Origin of the sequence: uncultured Clostridium sp., assembly GCF_934754925.1 — a bacterium.
Classification (GTDB): domain Bacteria; phylum Bacillota; class Clostridia; order Clostridiales; family Clostridiaceae; genus Clostridium.
The window spans coordinates 128,503-146,557 of the sequence record NZ_CAKVJA010000001.1; the positions used below are offsets into that span (position 1 = coordinate 128,503).

Consider the following 18,055-nt stretch of genomic DNA (forward strand, 5'->3'; position numbering starts at 1 on the left):
TATGTTTGATATAAAGAAAATAGAGGAGCCAAAATCTATAGATGAAGCATTAGAAATATTAAGTAGTAATACTAATTTAAAGATAATAAGTGGAGGCACTGATGTACTAATAAAATTACATCATGGCAAAATTAACGATGCAGAACTTTTAAGCATAAACAATTTAGAACCATTAAGAACCATTAAGATTTTAGAAGATAATACAATTTCAATAGGAGCAACATCAACATTTTCGGATATTTTTAGAAGTGAAATAATTAATGATAATGTTCCTATATTAAGCGAAGCTGCTGTATCAATGGGAGGTCCTCAAATAAGAAATATGGCAACTGTAGGTGGAAATATATGTAACGGAGCAGTTTCAGCAGATAGTGCACCAGCTTTATTTTCTCTTAATGCAGAACTTAAAATTAGGAGTTTAAATAATGAGCGTATAGTTAAAATTACAGAGTTTTATGATGGACCAGGTAAGATTAAAATGGAAAGAAATGAAATATTAACTGAAATTTTAATAAAGGAAAAGGATTATAAAAATAAGAAAGGTAAATATATTAAGTTTGCTAATAGAAAAGCACTTGATATATCAATGTTGGGAGTAGCTCTTGTATATGAGGTAGAAGATAATATTTTTAAGGATTTACGTGTTTCTCTAGGTGTAGCAGCTCCAAAACCTATAAGATGTAGAACTGCTGAAAACTTTGCTATAGGTAATGGTGTAACCAATGAAGTTATTAATAAAATTGCTGAATTAGCAAAAGTAGATTCTAATCCTAGAAATTCATGGAGAGGTTCTAGAGATTATAGATTACATCTAATAAGTACTTTAATTAAAAGAATATTAAGCAATGAATTAATAAAAAAGTGAGGTAAAGTAATATGGATGATTCTATGTTGAAAAAAATTAATATTATAGTAAATGATACTGAATATAATTTAGAAGTTGATATTAGAGAATCTCTTTTAGATGTATTGAGAAATAGACTTTTTTTAACCGGTGTAAAAAGAGGCTGTTCTGTAGGTGAATGTGGAGCTTGTACTGTTCTTATAGATGGAATACCAGTAGATTCATGTATTTATCTTGCTATATGGGCTGATAAGAAAAAAATATTAACTATTGAAGGTGTAGCTAAAAATGGAAAGTTAAGCAAGGTTCAGCAAGCATATATAGATGAAGGTGCTATTCAATGTGGATTTTGCACTCCAGGACTTGTATTAACAACAACATCATTAGTTAATAGCGGAAAAGATTATACAGATGAAGAGATAAAAAGAGAGTTATCAGGACATTTATGTAGATGTACAGGATACCAAAAAATATTTAAAGCAACTAAAAGATCTTTGCAAAAAACTGACTAAATAATGATTAAGGGGAGAACTAAAGTGAAAAACATTTATGGAATAAAAGGAAATATAATATATACAAAAGAGTTTGGAAAATATGAAGTTTTAAATAATGGAATACTTCTAGTAGAAGATGAGAGGGTTAAAGGGGTTTTTGATAAATTACCAGTAAATTATAAAGGTATTAATATAAAAAATCATAAAGATAAATTAATTATTCCTGGATTTATTGATTTACATTTGCACGCTCCTCAATTTCCTAATATGGGATTAGGGGTGGATAGAGAATTAATGCCTTGGTTAAACAAATATACATTTCCTGAAGAAGCAAAATATAATGATTTACAATATGCTGAAAATGTATATAAGAAGCTAATAAAAAAAATATGGAGTGTTGGTACTACTAGATGTTGTATATTTAATACAATTCATAAGGAAAGCACAAGGTTACTTTTAGATTTATTTAATAAATCTGGATTAGGTGCATATATTGGAAAAGTTAACATGGATAGAGAATCACCAGATGAATTAATAGAAGATACTAATAAATCAATTTTAGAAACTATAGAATTAGTAATGGAGTATAAAGATAAGTATAAATTGGTAAGGCCAATAATAACTCCACGCTTTGTTCCAACATGTAGTTTTGAATTATTAAAAAATTTAGGTGAGATAGCAGATAAATATGATATACCAGTACAATCTCATCTTTGTGAAAATTTAGGTGAGATAGAATTAGTAAAAAAACTTCATCCTGAATGTAGAAACTATGCTGAAGTATATGATAAAGCAAATTTATTAAGGGAAAATAAGAGTATAATGGCTCACTGTGTATTAGTGAATGAAACAGAAATAGATTTATTAAGAGACAAAAAGGTATTTGTAGCCCATTGCCCAACATCCAATTTAAATTTATCTAGTGGGATAGCTCCAGTTAGAAGATTAATTGAGAGAAAAGTTAATGTTGGATTAGCTTCAGATATATCAGGTGGACATACGTTATCAATGCCAGAAGTTATAACCTCTTCAGCGCAAGTATCAAATCTAAGATGGATTAATAGTAGTAAGGTTGAAGAAAAATTAACAACAGCAGAACTATTTTATCTGGCAACTAAAGGGGGAGGAAAATTCTTTGGTAAAGTTGGTAGTTTTGAAGAAGATTATGAATTTGATGCTTTAGTTATAGATGATAGTAATTTACTGATTGGAAATAATCTTTCAATAGAAGAAAGATTACAAAAGTTCTTATATATAGGTAATTGCAATAATATAATTGAAAGATATGTTTCTGGAAAGCTTATAAATAAACCTATTTTATAGAATTATATAATTTGAAATTAAATTCTTATTAAAGTAAAGTGTGGTGAGTTTTTGATTGATATATTTAAACCAAAAACTTTAGATGAAGCAAAGAAAATATTAAATAGTGAAGAAAATATAAAAGTATTAGCTGGTGGTACGGATTTAATAATTAATATTAGAAAAAATAAATATATACTAGATAGTTTATTAGATATAGGTAATATAGAAGAATTAAAAAATATAGAAGAAAATGATGATAGTATATCTATTGGAGCTAGGGTAACCTTTAGGGAACTTAAAGAAAGTGAAATAATAAAAAAGAGATGTAACTCTTTATATGAATGTAGTAAAACTATGGGCTCTCCACAGATAAGAAATGTTGCTACTATAGGTGGGAATGTAGCAAATAGTGCTTCAGCAGCAGACTCTATACCTTGTTTAATGTCTTTAGATAGTAAAATAATTTTAGAATCTATTGATGGTATTAGAGAAGTTAGTTTAAGAGATTATTTTAAAAACTACAATATTGAACATCTAAAGAAAAAGGAAATAATAACGAAATTCATTATTCCTAAAAATAAAGATATAAGTGGTTATTATAAGCTTGGAAAGAGAAATTCTTTATCTATAGCTAGAATAAGTGTAGCTGTAAGATTAACTTTAAAAGAAGATATAGTAAAAGATATAATTATAGTTATTGGTGCAGCAGGTAAAGTACCATTTGAAGTTACAGATGTTAAAAGAGTTATAATAAATGAAAAAAAGAAAGCTTTATTTGAAAATGAAATTTTAAGTATTTTAGAAAATTCAGTATATAATAGCATAAAGGGAAGAAGTACTGTAGAGTTTAAAAAAGAAGCTGTTAAAGGTGTATATAAGCAGGCTTTATATAATGCATTAAAGATTGAAGGTGTTTAATATTAAGGTTTCTATTAATGTAAATGGAATAAATTATACTAAGGATATTGATTCAACAACAAGATTAATTGATTTTATAAGAGAGGATTTAAAGCTTAAAGGAACTAAAGAGGGCTGTGGTGAGGGAGAATGTGGTGCATGTACAGTTATTATTAATGGAAAAACGGTAAATTCTTGTTTAATGTTAGCCTCTTCTGCTCATGGAAAAAATGTAATAACAATTGAAGGTATTACAGATAATGATAAATTAAATCCTATACAAGAAGCTTTTATGGAAGTTGGAGCTGTTCAATGTGGTTATTGTACTCCTGGTATGATATTAAGTGCAAAGGCACTTTTAGATGAAAAACCAAATGCAAATGAAGAGGAAATTAAAGAAGCTTTATCTGGAAATCTTTGTAGATGCACAGGATATAAAAAAATAATACAAGCTGTAAATTTAGCAAAAGACAAATTAAATAACAAATAGCTCTAATACTTTTGGAGGTGAAAAATTGGTTGGTGAAGGTGTAATAAGACCAGATGCATATGAAAAAGTATTAGGAAAAGCAATTTTTCCAGATGATTTAGAATTTGAAAATATGCTTTATGCAGGTGTTAAGAGAAGTTCTATTGCTTATGGAAAAGTTAAGTCTGTAAATATAGATGAAGTTAAAAAGCTAGATGGTGTAATTGATGTTATAGATTATAAAGATATACCAGGTGAAATTACTCATGGTGTAGTTTTTAAAGATATTCCTATTTTAGTTAAAGATATTATAAAAAGAATTGGGGACTGTATAGTATTAGTTATAGCAAAAGATAAAGCAAGCTTAGAAAATGCTTTAGAAAAAGTCAATATAGAGTATGAAGAGTACAAGGGGATATTTACAATAGAAGATGCATTGAAAAGTGATGCACCTATATTGGGTGATAAAAATAATATTTTATATCATATAGAAATTAAAAAAGGAAATGTTGAAGAGGCTTTTAGAAATTCTAAGTTTATTACAGTTAACAATTATTATACGCAAATGACTGATCATGCTTTTATGCAACCAGAAGTAGCTATTGCAGATTATAAAATTAATAATGAATTAGATTTATATGTTGCAACACAATATCCACATTATGATCGGGAAGAAGTTGCTAGATGTCTTAATTTAAAGGAAGAGCAAGTTAATGTTATTAATATGTCTATTGGAGGGGCGTTTGGTGGAAGAGAAGATATAAATCCTCAATGCCATGCAGCTATTGCATCTTATTTAACAAAAAAGCCTGTTAAGATAATTTATTCAAGAGAAGAATCTACTATATCTCACAGTAAAAGGCATCCAATGAAAATGTATTATAAAACAGCTGTTAACAGTGATCGAAAGCTTTCTGCATTAAAGGCTAGAATATATGCTGATACTGGTGCTTATGCATCTTGGGGAATTAATGTTATAAGAAAGGCTGCAGTACATGCTACAGGTCCTTATGAAATACCTAATGTAGATATAAAAGCATATGCTATTTACACTAATAATCCATTTTGTGGAGCAATGAGAGGCTTTGGAGCAGCACAAGTACCAATAGCTTATGAGTCTCAAATGGATATTTTAGCAGAAAAGCTTAATATTCATCCTCTTAAATTTAGAAATATTAATACTTTTACATCTGGAAGTTATACTGCAACAGGACAAAAGTTAGAAGAAAGTGTTGGAGTTAAAAAGTGCATAGAAAAATTAGCTTCTATTGATGGAATTGATTTGTAAGGAGTTGTTAATATGAGAAAGAAAGGTGTTGGATATGCCTCAACTTTTTACGGAACTGGTTATGGCAATGGATTTCCTGATGAATCAAGAGCAACGGCTAAAATAGAGAATAATGGAACCATTAATATTTATGTTGAGGTATCAGATGTAGGTTCAGGTGGAAAAAGTGTAATGTGGCAAATTGCTACTAAAACTTTGAATATAGATGAAAAGTTAGTTAATGTAGTTAATACAAATACTAATAACATGAAGGATTCAGGAACTGCTGCTGCTAGTAGACAGACTTATAATACTGGTAATGCTGTTTTAAATGCTTGTGATAAATTGAGAGATAATATTAATACTGTTATTGATAAAACAAAAAAACTATCTTCATCAGATGAGATTAAAAAGATACTTCATGATATGAATAAAAATAATATTTCAACATGTGAAGATGGTTATTTTAAAGCAAATACATCAAAAATTAATGAAAAAGATGGGCAAGGAAACCCTTATTGGCCATATACATTTGGAGTTCAAAGAGCTACTGTTATAGTAGATACTGAAACTGGTAAGATAGATATATTAGAAATTGTATCTGTTAATGATGCAGGAAAAATTATTAATCCTACTTTAGCAGAAGGTCAAGTAGAAGGGGGATGTTTAATGGGAGTGGGATATGCACTTATGGAAGAAGTTAATTTAAATAAGGGGAAAATTAAAAACACTAATTTTTCTAATTATATTATCCCTACTTCTATGGATATGCCTAATATAAAAACATATTTTGTTGAGGAAAATGAATCTACTGGCCCTTTTGGAGCAAAAGGATTAGGTGAACCAGTAATGCTGCCAACAGCTCCAGCTATTTTAAATGCAATTTATGATGCTATTGGAGTTAGATTTTATGAACTACCAGTAACTTGCGAAAAAGTGTTAGCATCATTAAAAAGAAAATAATATTTTATTTATAAATGGATTATATCTTATAAATTTAGATATAGTCCATTTTATATAGGTTAAAAAATAAAATATGTTCCTTTAAATTTTAATAATTTAATATTTGAATATTAACAATTAAAAATTCAAATAATAAAATTATTAAATTGATTGGAGGTAAAATAATGTTTGAACATAAAAAGCAACTATTGCATGAAGTAAAGGTTGAAAGACCTAATCCGCAATATGCAGTATTAATGCAAGAACAATTAGGTGGTGGAAATGGTGAGCTTAAAGCAGCAATGCAATATATTTCTCAAAGTTTTAGAATAAAGGATCCTGAAATTAAGGATTTATTTTTAGATATCGGAGCTGAAGAATTAAGCCATATGGAAATGGTTGCACAAACTATTAATTTATTAAATGGTCATGATGTTAATAATGATGAAGTTTGCAATGGTGAAATTCAAACTCATGTACAATGTGGATTATCACCAGTACTTATAAATTCATCAGGAGCTCCTTGGACTGCTGATTATGTAACTGTTACTGGCGATTTAGTTGCAGATTTATTATCAAATATAGCATCTGAACAAAGAGCAAAAGTTGTTTATGAATACCTTTATAGACAAATAGAAGATAAAGAAGTTAGAGCAACTATAGATTTTTTACTTAATAGAGAAGAGGCACATAATGCATTATTTAGAGAAGCTTTAAATAAAGTGCAAAAGAGTGGTTCAAATAAAGATTTTGGAGTTACTGAAGATTCTAAATTATACTTTGATTTATCAACACCAGGGCCTAAGCATGAAGCTCCTAATCCAACACCACCTTCATTTGAAAATCCTAGAAGATAATATTAATTATTGAAATTGTTATATTGGAGGAATAAATAATGGCAAATTTAAATCAAGTTGAATTACAAAATTTACGTCATTTAATTGGAGCTCATTGTACTATTGAAAAAAAGTTAGAGTTTTATTCTAAACAATGCACTGATCCAACCTTAAAAAATATGTTGGCTAAAGATGCACAAGATGCAAAAATTAATAAGGAAAAATTAATGTTCTTTTTAGAATAGGAGGATAATAGTATGCAAGAAAAAGAAATGATAAGTGATTATCTAGCTGGTTTAAATGCGAGTTTATCAGGGTATGGTACTATAATCTCTCAATGTGAAAATGAAGAATTACGTTCTACAATTCAGCTTATGAGGGATCAAGATGAGATTCGTCAATATGCTCTTTTTAAAATAGCTAAAGAAAAGGGATATTATATACCTGCTCAACAAGCAACACCTACTGAAATTGCTACAGTTAAACAACAACTTTCACAAGGATAATAGTTTTATTTAATTATATTAATATATTAAAAATACCGTATATTCATATTTGAATAATACGGTATTTTTGTATGAGATAAAAATTTTAGAATGCTCCATCTGTTTTATAGTGCATAAGAGAAATCTATTTTATTGCTCATTTCTTTTAACTTCTTCATACTTACCCCTAAATATCTCATAGTTGTTTTTATATCAGAGTGATTTAATACATGTCTAACTAATTCTATATCATGTCCCGATTCTTCATATAGTGTATGAGCAAAAAGTTTTCTAAATGAATGAGTACCAATATTTTTATAACCTAAATAGTCGGTAATTATTTTTAATTGCTGTTGCATATTTCTTACTTTATTAGGATAAATAAAATCATCTTTATCCAAATTATTATTAACTGCATATTCTAATAATTTATTATACATTGCATCATTTAAATCTCTATTTTGCCATTTACCTGTTTTTATCTCCTTAATTGCAAATTTGCTTCTGTTAAAATCTGAAACCTTCAAATTAACTATATCTGAAGCTCTAAATCCCAATGTTGCTTGAAGTGCTAATGCAAAAGCTAAAGATGGATTTGGTCTAAACTTTTTTTCTCTCCCTGTGTTTTTATCTAAATAAGTAAAACCTTCCTTACATAGTTTAATTATAGTTTCATACTCTTCCACCTCTAATGGTCTTGTGGCTTTATAATTCTTTTTTTTACCCTCTTCTTTTATATTTTTATCATTTAAAATTGCTCCCTCTGTTTTTTGAGCTATTTTTTTAGAAATATTATTTGCTCCCTCTGTTTTGATGAGATTTTCTTGAGTTTTTTCAGTAAACTCATTATTTTTTTCATATGCTTTCATTTGCTTATAAAATTCATAGAATTTCATCATATCTAGCATTTCATCATTTAAATTCATTTGAAATTTCCTTTCGTGTACAAATCGATTTTTAGCCAAAATAAAACTGCGCATTTTATATTTTAAAACTGCGTATTTTGTATTTTTATATATTTATAATATCAGTAAAACGGCTTAAAATCAAGGGTTTTATAAAAAACTGCGCACATTCGGGAATGTGCGCAGTTTTTATAGAGAATAATATTCCTAAATTTTATAGAAATTCAAGTATTTATATGATATAATTATATTGTTAAGTTAACCACAGTTAACATAGTTAACTTTAGTTAACTGAGTAGAAAATGAAAGAGGTTTTAAGAAGATGAAAATTAATGATAAAAAGAATGAAAATCAAGAAATAATTATAGAAAATGATAGAGAAAAGGGATTAGAAAATGAATTAAATTCTTTTGAATTACCGCAAGAAGATAAAGATAAGATAGAAACTAAAGGATTAAAACTAAAAAAATCTACAAAGGAAAGATTAAATTTACTTCAATCAAGCTTCGATGATGCAGAAAGTATGGTAGTAGCTTTGTTAAATCAATATGAAGTTTTTAAAATTGAAAGTAATGATAAATTTTCAGATAGAAAAGGTGAAATTGAAAGATTTAATTTTCTTATGGACTCTATAAAAGGTTGTTTTGTTAACTCATTAGAAATGGCTACATATATTGAAGACAAATATAATGAAAGAATGAAGGGAGAAATAAAGAAAAAGGATAGAGTTATAGCTTTGTTACAAGATGAAAATAGCTCCTTAAATAGAAAAATAAAAGAAAATGAGATTGAAGTTAGAGATAAAATCAAAGAGTTGGATGAAACAAAAGAAAGCTTTACTAGAGTTAACCTAGCGTTAACTACTGTTGAAAAAGAATTAAATGAAAAGTCAAAAGTTATTGAAAATTTACAGCTACATATAGCTTCGCTTTCTGATATATCTAAGGAAGATAGAAGTATCAAAGAGGAAAATAGTGACTTAAGGGAAAAAATAAGAATATTAGAAGTAAAGTTAACTGAGGCTAAAATAGATGTGCAGAGATTTGAGTATTTAAAAAATGAGAATGAAAGATATATCTCAGAAATTTCAGAGTTAAGGAAGGAAAAAAATGAATATAAAGAGTATAGTTCTGAATTAAATAATAAAATACAAGAGATTTTGCTTGAAAAGTCTAATGAAATAACAATGATTAATAACGAAAAAAATAAAGCTTTAAGAATGGTTGAAGAAACAAGTGCTAGAGATTTAAAGGAAGCAAATAGTATCATTAGTAAACTAAAAGATGAATTATATGAACTAAAGTTAAATTTGAATCAGCATATGAAAACAGGGGAATAAAAGATACTAGGGAATATCCCTAGTGTCTTTTATTAACTATGCTAGAAAGTCGTAACTCTCCATTATCTAAAATTCTTATAAACCATTTAAATTGTGTATTATTTAAGCTATTTTCAAAAGTTATTATACTTTTTTTAGGTAATATAGGAATTAATATTGTATCGTTTATATTATTTTGGGTATTTATGAAAATAGATCCTTCGTAATCTGTAAAATAAGAACAAAGAGAAGTTAAATCAAGAGTAAGTGTATTAGGAAGTTCTTTTGTAAATGGACAAATAAATTCTTCCCTATTTTTGGTGTTTTTAATAATTACCATTAAAGGGTTTAAATATTCGTAATCTATAGGCGAAAAGTAAAGGATTAATTTATTATTGTTTTTGATACATTTTTCTAAAGAAATTTTTTTTATATATGATGATTTAATATAATTATTTATTGCAAATGACAATATATTACCTCCTTCAAATTTGTTATTAATAAATATATTATGCAGGATTTAAAAAATAGACATAAAATATTAAAATTATAAAAATAATATTTTATGTGGTAATGATTAATAATAATATTATTAATATTAATAAGGAGGGATTTTTTTGCCTATTGCACTAGTTACTGCTTTAATATCGGCTGGAGGATTAATATTAGGTTCAGTAATTGGAGCTATTTGTAGTTGGTTCATAAGTAAATTTTCCTTGCATGAACAAAAAAGGATCCAAAAAGAAAATTTAAGTTATCAACAGCAGTGTAAATGTCAAGAAAAATATAATAATGCAAATATTATTAGACTAGATTTTTGTAATGCAATTTATCAAAGTATAAGATATTTGCAGAATGAGGAAAAGTATCAGTTTTATAGCTCTATACCCCTATATAAAGATTATCATAAGGTAATTGCTTCTTTAGGAAGTGAGTATTCTTTAAAAGAATTGAGCTATATATATCAATTGTATGGCGTTTTAGAGGAATGCTCTAAAATGGTTGAATTTTATTGGAAAGGTGGATCCTTAGATAATATTATTATTAGGAATTCTTATAAAAATGTATTAGAAAAAATTTATGGAGATAATTATCTTAAAATTTTATCTAAAAATATTGATGATATTAGTTATAAAGAGTTATATAGTGATTCTTTAATGAAAGAAGGATATAGAAAAGTCCTTAAGTCTTTAGATGAAATTTGTAATATAGAAGATTATAAAAAAGATGATGGATAATATTCATCATCTTTTTATGTTAACATTTCAATCATTAAATCTAATGTGTTTTTAGTCTTTTTTAAATTATCTATATAATCTGCTATGTGATGCTTATAATAATAGACACCTTCGTCAGTAATAGAATAGATTTTTTTGCTTCGCTTATTTAAAAAATCATCGCCTGTCCATTTGCTTATTACATAACCTTTGCTTTCAAGATCATATAAAGTTTCGTAAATTGTACTTGAAGATACAGGGAAGGGTAAGTTGGAATTTTGAAATACATCTCTAAATGCTTCTAATACTTTGTTTCCAAATATAACTTCTCCTTTTGATAATTCTTTTAATATATAAAATGAATATAACATTTTTGTATTTACTACATTTCGAGGGGCTATAAGCCTATTTCTATTGGTATTCATATATTTATCACTCCTTAGATTACCATATATGATTATAATAACAAAAAACATAGATGATGTCTAATTATAAAGAATATATTTAGATTAGTGAACAGAAAAAAGTAAAGTTGAATATTATATATTAAAGTACCAAAGATAGGAGATGGGAAACATGTCAAAGAAGTGTTGTTGTAGAAGAAACAATTGCTGCCGAAACAATTGTTGCTGTACTTGTTACAACCCTTGCAATAATTGTTGTAATAATTGTGGTTATGGCGGTTATGGCGGCTATGGTAATTGTGGCGGCTTTGGCGGCTACGGCGGCTACGGCGGTTGCGGCGGTGGCTGGTGGTGGATAATTTTATTATTATTCTTCTTCGGTGGCGGTTGCTGGTAATTTATAGCTTAGTGTACCAAAAAGTGTATCAAATTTTTGGTGCACTTTTTTATTAAGTATAAATTTATTTATAGATTTATGGGGAAACTATTTTAGAAAGAAACTCTAGAGGTGTTGTTACATGCGAAAAAATATATTTTTATTTAACTTAATATTAAGTATGTTAATATCTTTAAATTACAATATGGCATATTCAGAACCAAAAGAAAATACGAAACAAAATGAAGAAATAGAAAGTCAGCCATACAAAACATTAGAAGAGTTAAAAAAAGAATTGAAAGAAGAAAGGAGGCAAATAGATCAACAAAGATTGGAGGAAATTAGAAAAAGGGAACAGGAAAAGAGAGAAGAATTAGGTGAACCTGAAAATACAGATAAAAATGATAATGAAAAGAAAAAAAGTGAGGAAAAAAAGAATAAAGAAAATGAGTATATACCCTCATTAATAGTTAGGTTAAGAGGAAAGCATTCTACTAAATATTTATGTTCATATCATTTTGTTATAGAAAATGATAATACCGAAAGTGAACTTGATAAAACTAATTTCGATGATTACAATCAGCTTCTAAAAAAACCATCTTTAAAAGTTAGAGCTGGAGAGGTAGTAAATTTTGAGTTTAGTGAAAAACCTATTAAAGTTAGAGCGTATATTTGGGATGACGAAATTAAGGAATTAAAGATGAATAGGGGGACTATAAAAGTTCCACAATTAGATAAAAAAATAGTAGTTGGAGTTGAAGGGACATATAAAAATGGAAAAATACTTTATGCAGTTGTTTTAGATGTTAGAGGTTAAAATATTTAAAAGCTATTATTTAGAAGATTATATATGGAGGTAATAAATAATTATGAAAAAAGAAAACTATGAAAAATATATCAACCAAGAGTTAAAATGTGGAAATGTTAATGAAGATGAAAAAAGAAAAAATGATGTAGATGAAAATTTTAAAAAAGAACAAGCAAAGGTTTCTGAAATAAAGGAGCTTGGAACTACTAACATGACTGGACCAGATCAAAGCATTCAAATTTTACCCATAATTGGTCAAATTGAAGGTCATGTAGTTTTACCACCACAAACAAAATCTACAAAATATGAACATATAATACCACAATTAATTTCTATGGAACAAAATGATAAAGTAAAAGGAATATTAATTGTATTGAATACGGTAGGAGGAGACGTTGAAGCGGGATTAGCAATCGCAGAGATGATATGTTCTTTATCAAAGCCAACAGTTTCTATTGTAATTGGTGGTGGACATTCTATAGGAGTTCCTTTAGCTACTTCTGCAAATTATTCATTCATTACTCCATCAGCAACTATGATAGTTCATCCTGTTAGAATGAATGGATTTGTGATTGGTGTAGCACAAACATTCCATTATTTTAAGAAGATGCAAGAACGTATAAATAATTTTATTGTTAGAACATCTAAAATAGATAAGGATGAACTAGAAAGGATGATGTTAAAATCAGATGAATTATTAAATGATATGGGTACTATTTTAATTGGAGAACAAGCAGTAGAATGTGGACTTATAGATAATGTAGGTGGAATAAAGGATGCTTTGAATAAATTAGATGAACTTATAAAAATTAATGAGGAAAAAAATAAATAAATTCAAATAAAAAAAGAAATTCCTGTAAAGGAGTTTCTTTTTTATTTGAAATATGTTTAAAATATTTATAAGCTATAATATAATAAAATTTGCTAAAAATGATGTTTTTTGATATAGAGGTGATTTAATGGGAACAGGGAGCAAAAAAAGAAGTTCAAAAAAGAAAGGTAGTGAAGTTGATGAAAAAAAGGGAGATGTTAAAGCAGTATTATATATAGCTATAGGGATATTGTTAGCTTTTTCAACTTATACTGATTTAGCTGGAGTTTTATCAGTAATATCTAGAAAGACAATGTATAATATTTTTGGTGTTATAGTATATCTTATACCTGTATATCTTATTTATTTTGGCATAGATACAATAAGATCTAAAGGGACAATAAAATATTCAAGAAGATTTTTTAGCATTACAGTACTTGCTGTAGTTATATGGTTATTTTGTAGTACTATGTCAATTCAATTTGTTAGTGGATCTGCATATAATAATGAAGGTTTTTTAGAAATGATAAAGAAAATGCACTTTTCAAATAACTATTCTCTTCATGGTGGCTTTTTTGGTTTTCTAATTACATATCCTTTATCAAAATTAGTAGGTTATATAGGAAGTTATATATTATATAGTACTTTATTTTTAATAGGAATGATATTATTAATGGATATAACCTTATATGATATATATGTAAAATCTAAGAAGATGATAATTGCATTTATAGGCAGTGGTTTTTCTAAAAATGAAATTAAAAAAGATAATATTAGAAAGAAAAAAGAAAAAAATATTAATAATGATACTATTGAAGTTATAGTTCCTTATGAAAAGAATGAAAAGGATGAATTTATAAAAGGTATAAACAATAAAATACAAATACTAGACTTTATGAAAAACTCAGAGTTACAAGATGTGAATCCTCTTCAAAATTTTAATTTAGATAATACTGAAGTTTACGAAAGAAATAATATGTCTGATAATGTTAGTAGTAGCTCAAAAAGGCATAGTAAAAACTTATCTCATGAAGATAAAGAAGTTGTAAATAAAGAAATAGAACATTCAATAAGTGAAGTAGGTGAAACAGTTAAGAAAGATTATTCATTCCCTACTATGGATTTATTAAATATAAATTCCAAATTAAAATTAAAGAGCGAAGATAAGAAAGATTTAATTGAAAATGCAAATAAATTAGAAGAAACTCTTTCTAATTTTGGAGTAGATGCTAAAGTAGTACAAGTTACTAAAGGACCTTCAGTTACTAGATTTGAGTTGCAACCAAGTCCAGGAGTAAAAGTGTCTAAAATAGTTAATTTACAAGATGATATCGCATTAGGACTAGCTGCAAATGGAGTTAGAATGGAGGCGCCTATTCCTGGAAAGGCAGCTATAGGTATTGAAGTACCTAATAAAAAGCAATCACCTGTATTTTTAAGGGAGGTTCTTGACTCTAAAGAGTTCACAAGTACTAATAAAAATTTAGCCTTTGCCTTAGGAAAGGATATTACAGGGAAATGTATAGTTGGTGATTTGAGTAAAATGCCTCACATGTTAATTGCAGGTGCAACAGGTTCAGGGAAATCTGTTTGTATAAATTCTCTTATAATAAGTTTATTATATAAGTATTCACCAGACCAAGTTAAACTTCTTATGGTGGATCCAAAGGTTGTTGAATTAAGCGTATATAATGGAATACCTCATTTATTAATTCCAGTTGTAACAGATCCTAAAAAAGCAGCTGGAGCTCTTAACTGGGCAGTTAATGAAATGAACAAAAGATATAACTTATTCTCTCAAATGAAAGTTAAAAATATAGAGTCATATAATAATCTTTTTGAAAAGGGAGAAATACAAGAAAAATTACCTTATATAGTAGTGATTGTAGATGAACTTGCAGATTTAATGATGGCTTGTCCAAATGATGTGGAAGATTATATTTGTAGATTAGCGCAAATGGCTAGAGCTGCTGGAATGCATTTGATTATAGCAACACAAAGGCCATCTGTAGATGTAATAACTGGTGTAATAAAAGCTAATATACCATCTAGAGTCTCTTTTGCTGTTTCTTCAGGAACAGATTCTAGAACTATATTAGATCAGGTTGGAGCTGAAAAACTGCTTGGTAGGGGAGATATGCTTTATTATCCTATAGGGGAGAATAAACCACTCAGAGTTCAAGGTGCATTTATTTCTGAAGAAGAAGTTGAAAATGTAGTTGAATTTATAAAGCAATCTGATGAAGATATGGATTATTCAGAAGATATATTAAATCATATAAATAATGAAGTTAGTACTGAATCTGTAGTAACTAATGAAGGAGATGAGTTGTTAGAAGAGGCTATGAAGATAGTTGTTGAGTATCAACAAGCTTCAACATCTTTTATACAAAGAAAATTAAGAGTAGGATTTAATAGAGCATCTAGGATAATGGATGAATTGGAACAATGTGGGGTTATTTCTGAAAAGGATGGAAGTAAGCCGAGACAAGTATTAATTCAAAAAGAAGATATATATGATAATCAATAGTACAAAGTACTTGTAAATATAAGATAGTTAAATTAAAATAAATATTATTATTTGAACTTAGGAGGAAATTATTTTGAAAAAATATAAGGTAGGAATGGTCAGCTTAGGATGCGATAAAAATAGAGTTGATTCAGAGTTAATATTAGGATCAATAAATAAGCATTATGAGATAACTAATGATGCAAAGGAAGCTGATATAATAATTGTTAATACATGCGGATTCATAGAAAGTGCTAAACAAGAATCTATTGATACAATTTTAGAAATGGCAGAGTATAAAAATAAATATAAATGCAAGATGTTAATTGCTACAGGATGCTTAACTCAAAGATATGGAGATGAATTACTAGATTTAATTCCTGAAATAGATATATTAATGGGTGTTAATGATTATATGAAATTACACAGATTAATACTAGATTTTATAAAGGATCAAAAAAGAGTTTCATCAGCAAGCTATAGTGATGAAGGAATTAATGAGGGTATTAGATTATTAACAACTAAGCAACATACTGCATATGTTAGAATCGCTGAGGGATGTAATAATTTCTGTACTTATTGTATAATTCCGAAAATTAGAGGAAAGTTTAGAAGTAGATTAGAAAAGAATATTCTAGATGAAGTAAATATGTTAGTTAATAATGGGGTTAAGGAAATAATTCTAATTGCTCAAGATTTGACTGATTATGGAGTTGATATTTATGGTAAAAGAATGCTTCATGATTTAATATCTAAAATATCTAAAGTAGAAGGTGTTGAATGGATAAGATTATTATATTGTTATCCAGAAGAAATTACTGATGAATTAATTGAAGAAATTGCTAAAAATGAAAAAGTTGTTAAATATCTAGATTTACCAATTCAACATATAAGTAGTGATGTTTTAAAGAAGATGGGAAGAAGAACTAATAAAGAAGCTATTATTAGTAAAATTAATACTTTAAGAAGTAAAGTTCCTGGAATTGCTCTAAGAACATCTTTAATTGTTGGATTCCCAGGTGAGACAGAAGAAAATTTTGAAGAGTTGGAAAGATTCTTAGAGGATTATAAACTTGAAAATGTTGGAGTTTTTGCATATTCTCAAGAAGAAGATACACCTGCTGCTAAAATGGATTGTCAAATTGATGAAGAGGTTAAAAGTCAACGTCAAAAGAAACTTATGGCAATTCAAAGAGAAGTGGTTAAGACTCAAAATAAATTGAAAATAGGAAATGTTTATGATACTATTATAGATGGAAATAATGGTGAATATTACATTGGAAGAAGTTATGAGATGGCTCCTGAAATTGATGGTCTTATTTACATAAAAAAAGAAAAATCATTAAATTTAGGTGATATGGTAAAAGTTAAGGTTATTGATGTTATGGAGTACGACTTAATGGGAGAGGTTTTAGATGAATTTAGCAAATAAACTGACAATGATTAGAATATTTTTAGTGCCTGTCTTCTTAGTTTTTATAACAGTAAAAGATATTCCTTATGGATCGATAATAGCAACTATTATATTTATAATAGCATCGCTAACTGATCAATTAGATGGACATATAGCTAGAAGTAGAAATCAAATAACTAATTTTGGAAAATTTATGGATCCGTTAGCAGATAAGTTATTAGTAACAGCAGCATTAGTTTCGTTAGTTGAACTTAAATTAGTAGCAGGCTGGGCTGTAGTAGTGATTTTAGCAAGAGAGTTTGCTGTATCAGGATTAAGAACATTAGCTGCATCTGATGGAATAGTTATTGCTGCTAGTTGGTGGGGAAAAATTAAAACAGTAACACAGATGATAGCAATATTATTACTATTATTAAAGGTTAATATTAATACATCTGTAAGCGCAATAAGTTTTGTAAGTAATAATAGCTTTTTAAATAGTTTCTTTACTTATGTACCAGAAACTATAATGTATATTGCTGTTTTAATAACAATAATTTCAGGAATTGATTATTTTGTGAAAAATAAACATGCAATTTCTATGAAATAGATGTTTAATAATAGCTTAAGTGGATATAATTTTAAAAAAAGGTTCCTTCTATATTTTATAGTAGGAACTTTTAATATATAAAAAATATAATAAATATTGACTATAAATTAAATATAAATTATAATTTAATCATATAAGAACAAATGTTCATGAAAGGGTGGTTAT

Annotated in this window: 20 protein-coding genes; 17 read left to right on the plus strand and 3 right to left on the minus strand. The window is 27.5% G+C overall.

Going from position 1 to position 18,055, the window contains the following annotated elements:
• Position 1 precedes the first annotated feature (1 nt).
• The 10 genes from xdhB to Q0G30_RS00640 all read left to right on the plus strand — a co-directional run bounded on the left by xdhB (position 2) and on the right by Q0G30_RS00640 (position 7,560).
• Positions 2-865 carry a xanthine dehydrogenase subunit XdhB gene (gene xdhB / locus Q0G30_RS00600; RefSeq protein WP_294385150.1) on the plus strand — a complete coding sequence of 288 codons (864 nt, stop codon included), beginning with the start codon at positions 2-4 and terminating at the stop codon, positions 863-865.
• 11 nt (positions 866-876) lie between these two features.
• Positions 877-1,356: a xanthine dehydrogenase subunit XdhC gene (gene xdhC / locus Q0G30_RS00605; RefSeq protein ID WP_294385151.1), complete on the plus strand. Its 480-nt coding sequence runs from the start codon at positions 877-879 to the stop codon at positions 1,354-1,356.
• Between the two features lie 24 nt (positions 1,357-1,380).
• Complete coding sequence (gene guaD / locus Q0G30_RS00610; RefSeq protein ID WP_294385157.1) at positions 1,381-2,661, plus strand: guanine deaminase; 1,281 nt, start codon at positions 1,381-1,383, stop codon at positions 2,659-2,661.
• Between the two features lie 51 nt (positions 2,662-2,712).
• Complete coding sequence (locus tag Q0G30_RS00615) at positions 2,713-3,561, plus strand: FAD binding domain-containing protein (protein ID WP_294385159.1); 849 nt, start codon at positions 2,713-2,715, stop codon at positions 3,559-3,561.
• On the plus strand, positions 3,554-4,030 hold the full coding sequence (locus Q0G30_RS00620) for a (2Fe-2S)-binding protein (protein ID WP_294385161.1): 477 nt from the start codon (positions 3,554-3,556) through the stop codon (positions 4,028-4,030). The genes Q0G30_RS00615 and Q0G30_RS00620 overlap by 8 nt, the downstream gene beginning before the upstream one ends.
• A 25-nt stretch (positions 4,031-4,055) precedes the next feature.
• Complete coding sequence (locus Q0G30_RS14375) at positions 4,056-5,297, plus strand: molybdopterin cofactor-binding domain-containing protein (RefSeq protein WP_366013230.1); 1,242 nt, start codon at positions 4,056-4,058, stop codon at positions 5,295-5,297.
• 12 nt (positions 5,298-5,309) lie between these two features.
• Entirely contained in the window at positions 5,310-6,239 is a 930-nt protein-coding gene (locus tag Q0G30_RS14380; RefSeq protein ID WP_366013232.1) for a molybdopterin cofactor-binding domain-containing protein, read from the plus strand.
• A 164-nt stretch (positions 6,240-6,403) separates the two neighbouring features.
• Positions 6,404-7,075, plus strand: coding sequence for a manganese catalase family protein (locus Q0G30_RS00630; protein ID WP_195467578.1), 672 nt, complete (start codon positions 6,404-6,406; stop codon positions 7,073-7,075).
• Between the two features lie 38 nt (positions 7,076-7,113).
• On the plus strand, positions 7,114-7,299 hold the full coding sequence (locus Q0G30_RS00635) for a hypothetical protein (protein WP_195467577.1): 186 nt from the start codon (positions 7,114-7,116) through the stop codon (positions 7,297-7,299).
• A 12-nt stretch (positions 7,300-7,311) separates the two neighbouring features.
• Positions 7,312-7,560 (plus strand): spore coat protein, encoded by a 249-nt coding sequence (locus Q0G30_RS00640; RefSeq protein WP_195467576.1) that lies wholly within the window; start codon positions 7,312-7,314, stop codon positions 7,558-7,560.
• A 104-nt stretch (positions 7,561-7,664) separates the two neighbouring features.
• On the opposite strand, the gene Q0G30_RS00645 is transcribed toward Q0G30_RS00640, so the two are convergent.
• Positions 7,665-8,465, minus strand: a complete 801-nt coding sequence (locus tag Q0G30_RS00645) for a tyrosine-type recombinase/integrase (RefSeq protein ID WP_294385165.1) — start codon at positions 8,463-8,465, stop codon at positions 7,665-7,667.
• A gap of 301 nt (positions 8,466-8,766) precedes the next feature.
• Between Q0G30_RS00645 and Q0G30_RS00650 the strand changes: the two genes are divergently transcribed.
• Positions 8,767-9,783 (plus strand): hypothetical protein, encoded by a 1,017-nt coding sequence (locus Q0G30_RS00650; protein WP_294385168.1) that lies wholly within the window; start codon positions 8,767-8,769, stop codon positions 9,781-9,783.
• A gap of 19 nt (positions 9,784-9,802) precedes the next feature.
• On the opposite strand, the gene Q0G30_RS00655 is transcribed toward Q0G30_RS00650, so the two are convergent.
• Positions 9,803-10,234 (minus strand): hypothetical protein, encoded by a 432-nt coding sequence (locus Q0G30_RS00655; RefSeq protein WP_294385169.1) that lies wholly within the window; start codon positions 10,232-10,234, stop codon positions 9,803-9,805.
• A gap of 145 nt (positions 10,235-10,379) precedes the next feature.
• Between Q0G30_RS00655 and Q0G30_RS00660 the strand changes: the two genes are divergently transcribed.
• Positions 10,380-11,000, plus strand: a complete 621-nt coding sequence (locus Q0G30_RS00660; RefSeq protein WP_294385173.1) for a hypothetical protein — start codon at positions 10,380-10,382, stop codon at positions 10,998-11,000.
• A 14-nt stretch (positions 11,001-11,014) separates the two neighbouring features.
• Here the strand turns inward: Q0G30_RS00660 and Q0G30_RS00665 are convergent, their stop codons facing one another.
• A complete protein-coding gene (locus tag Q0G30_RS00665; protein ID WP_294385176.1) occupies positions 11,015-11,404 on the minus strand; it encodes a PadR family transcriptional regulator in 390 nt (129 codons plus the stop codon).
• A 497-nt stretch (positions 11,405-11,901) separates the two neighbouring features.
• Here Q0G30_RS00665 and Q0G30_RS00670 point away from each other — a divergent pair, with 497 nt between their 5' ends.
• From Q0G30_RS00670 to pgsA, 5 genes are all read left to right on the plus strand, one after another.
• Positions 11,902-12,576 carry a hypothetical protein gene (locus Q0G30_RS00670; RefSeq protein WP_294385178.1) on the plus strand — a complete coding sequence of 225 codons (675 nt, stop codon included), beginning with the start codon at positions 11,902-11,904 and terminating at the stop codon, positions 12,574-12,576.
• A gap of 52 nt (positions 12,577-12,628) precedes the next feature.
• Complete coding sequence (locus Q0G30_RS00675; RefSeq protein ID WP_294385180.1) at positions 12,629-13,399, plus strand: ATP-dependent Clp protease proteolytic subunit; 771 nt, start codon at positions 12,629-12,631, stop codon at positions 13,397-13,399.
• A gap of 127 nt (positions 13,400-13,526) precedes the next feature.
• Positions 13,527-15,908 (plus strand): DNA translocase FtsK 4TM domain-containing protein, encoded by a 2,382-nt coding sequence (locus Q0G30_RS00680; protein ID WP_294385186.1) that lies wholly within the window; start codon positions 13,527-13,529, stop codon positions 15,906-15,908.
• Positions 15,909-15,981: 73 nt separating this feature from the next.
• Complete coding sequence (gene rimO, locus Q0G30_RS00685) at positions 15,982-17,319, plus strand: 30S ribosomal protein S12 methylthiotransferase RimO (RefSeq protein ID WP_294385189.1); 1,338 nt, start codon at positions 15,982-15,984, stop codon at positions 17,317-17,319.
• Positions 17,303-17,890 (plus strand): CDP-diacylglycerol--glycerol-3-phosphate 3-phosphatidyltransferase, encoded by a 588-nt coding sequence (gene pgsA / locus Q0G30_RS00690; protein ID WP_294385194.1) that lies wholly within the window; start codon positions 17,303-17,305, stop codon positions 17,888-17,890. The genes rimO and pgsA overlap by 17 nt, the downstream gene beginning before the upstream one ends.
• The last annotated feature ends 165 nt before the right edge of the window (positions 17,891-18,055 follow it).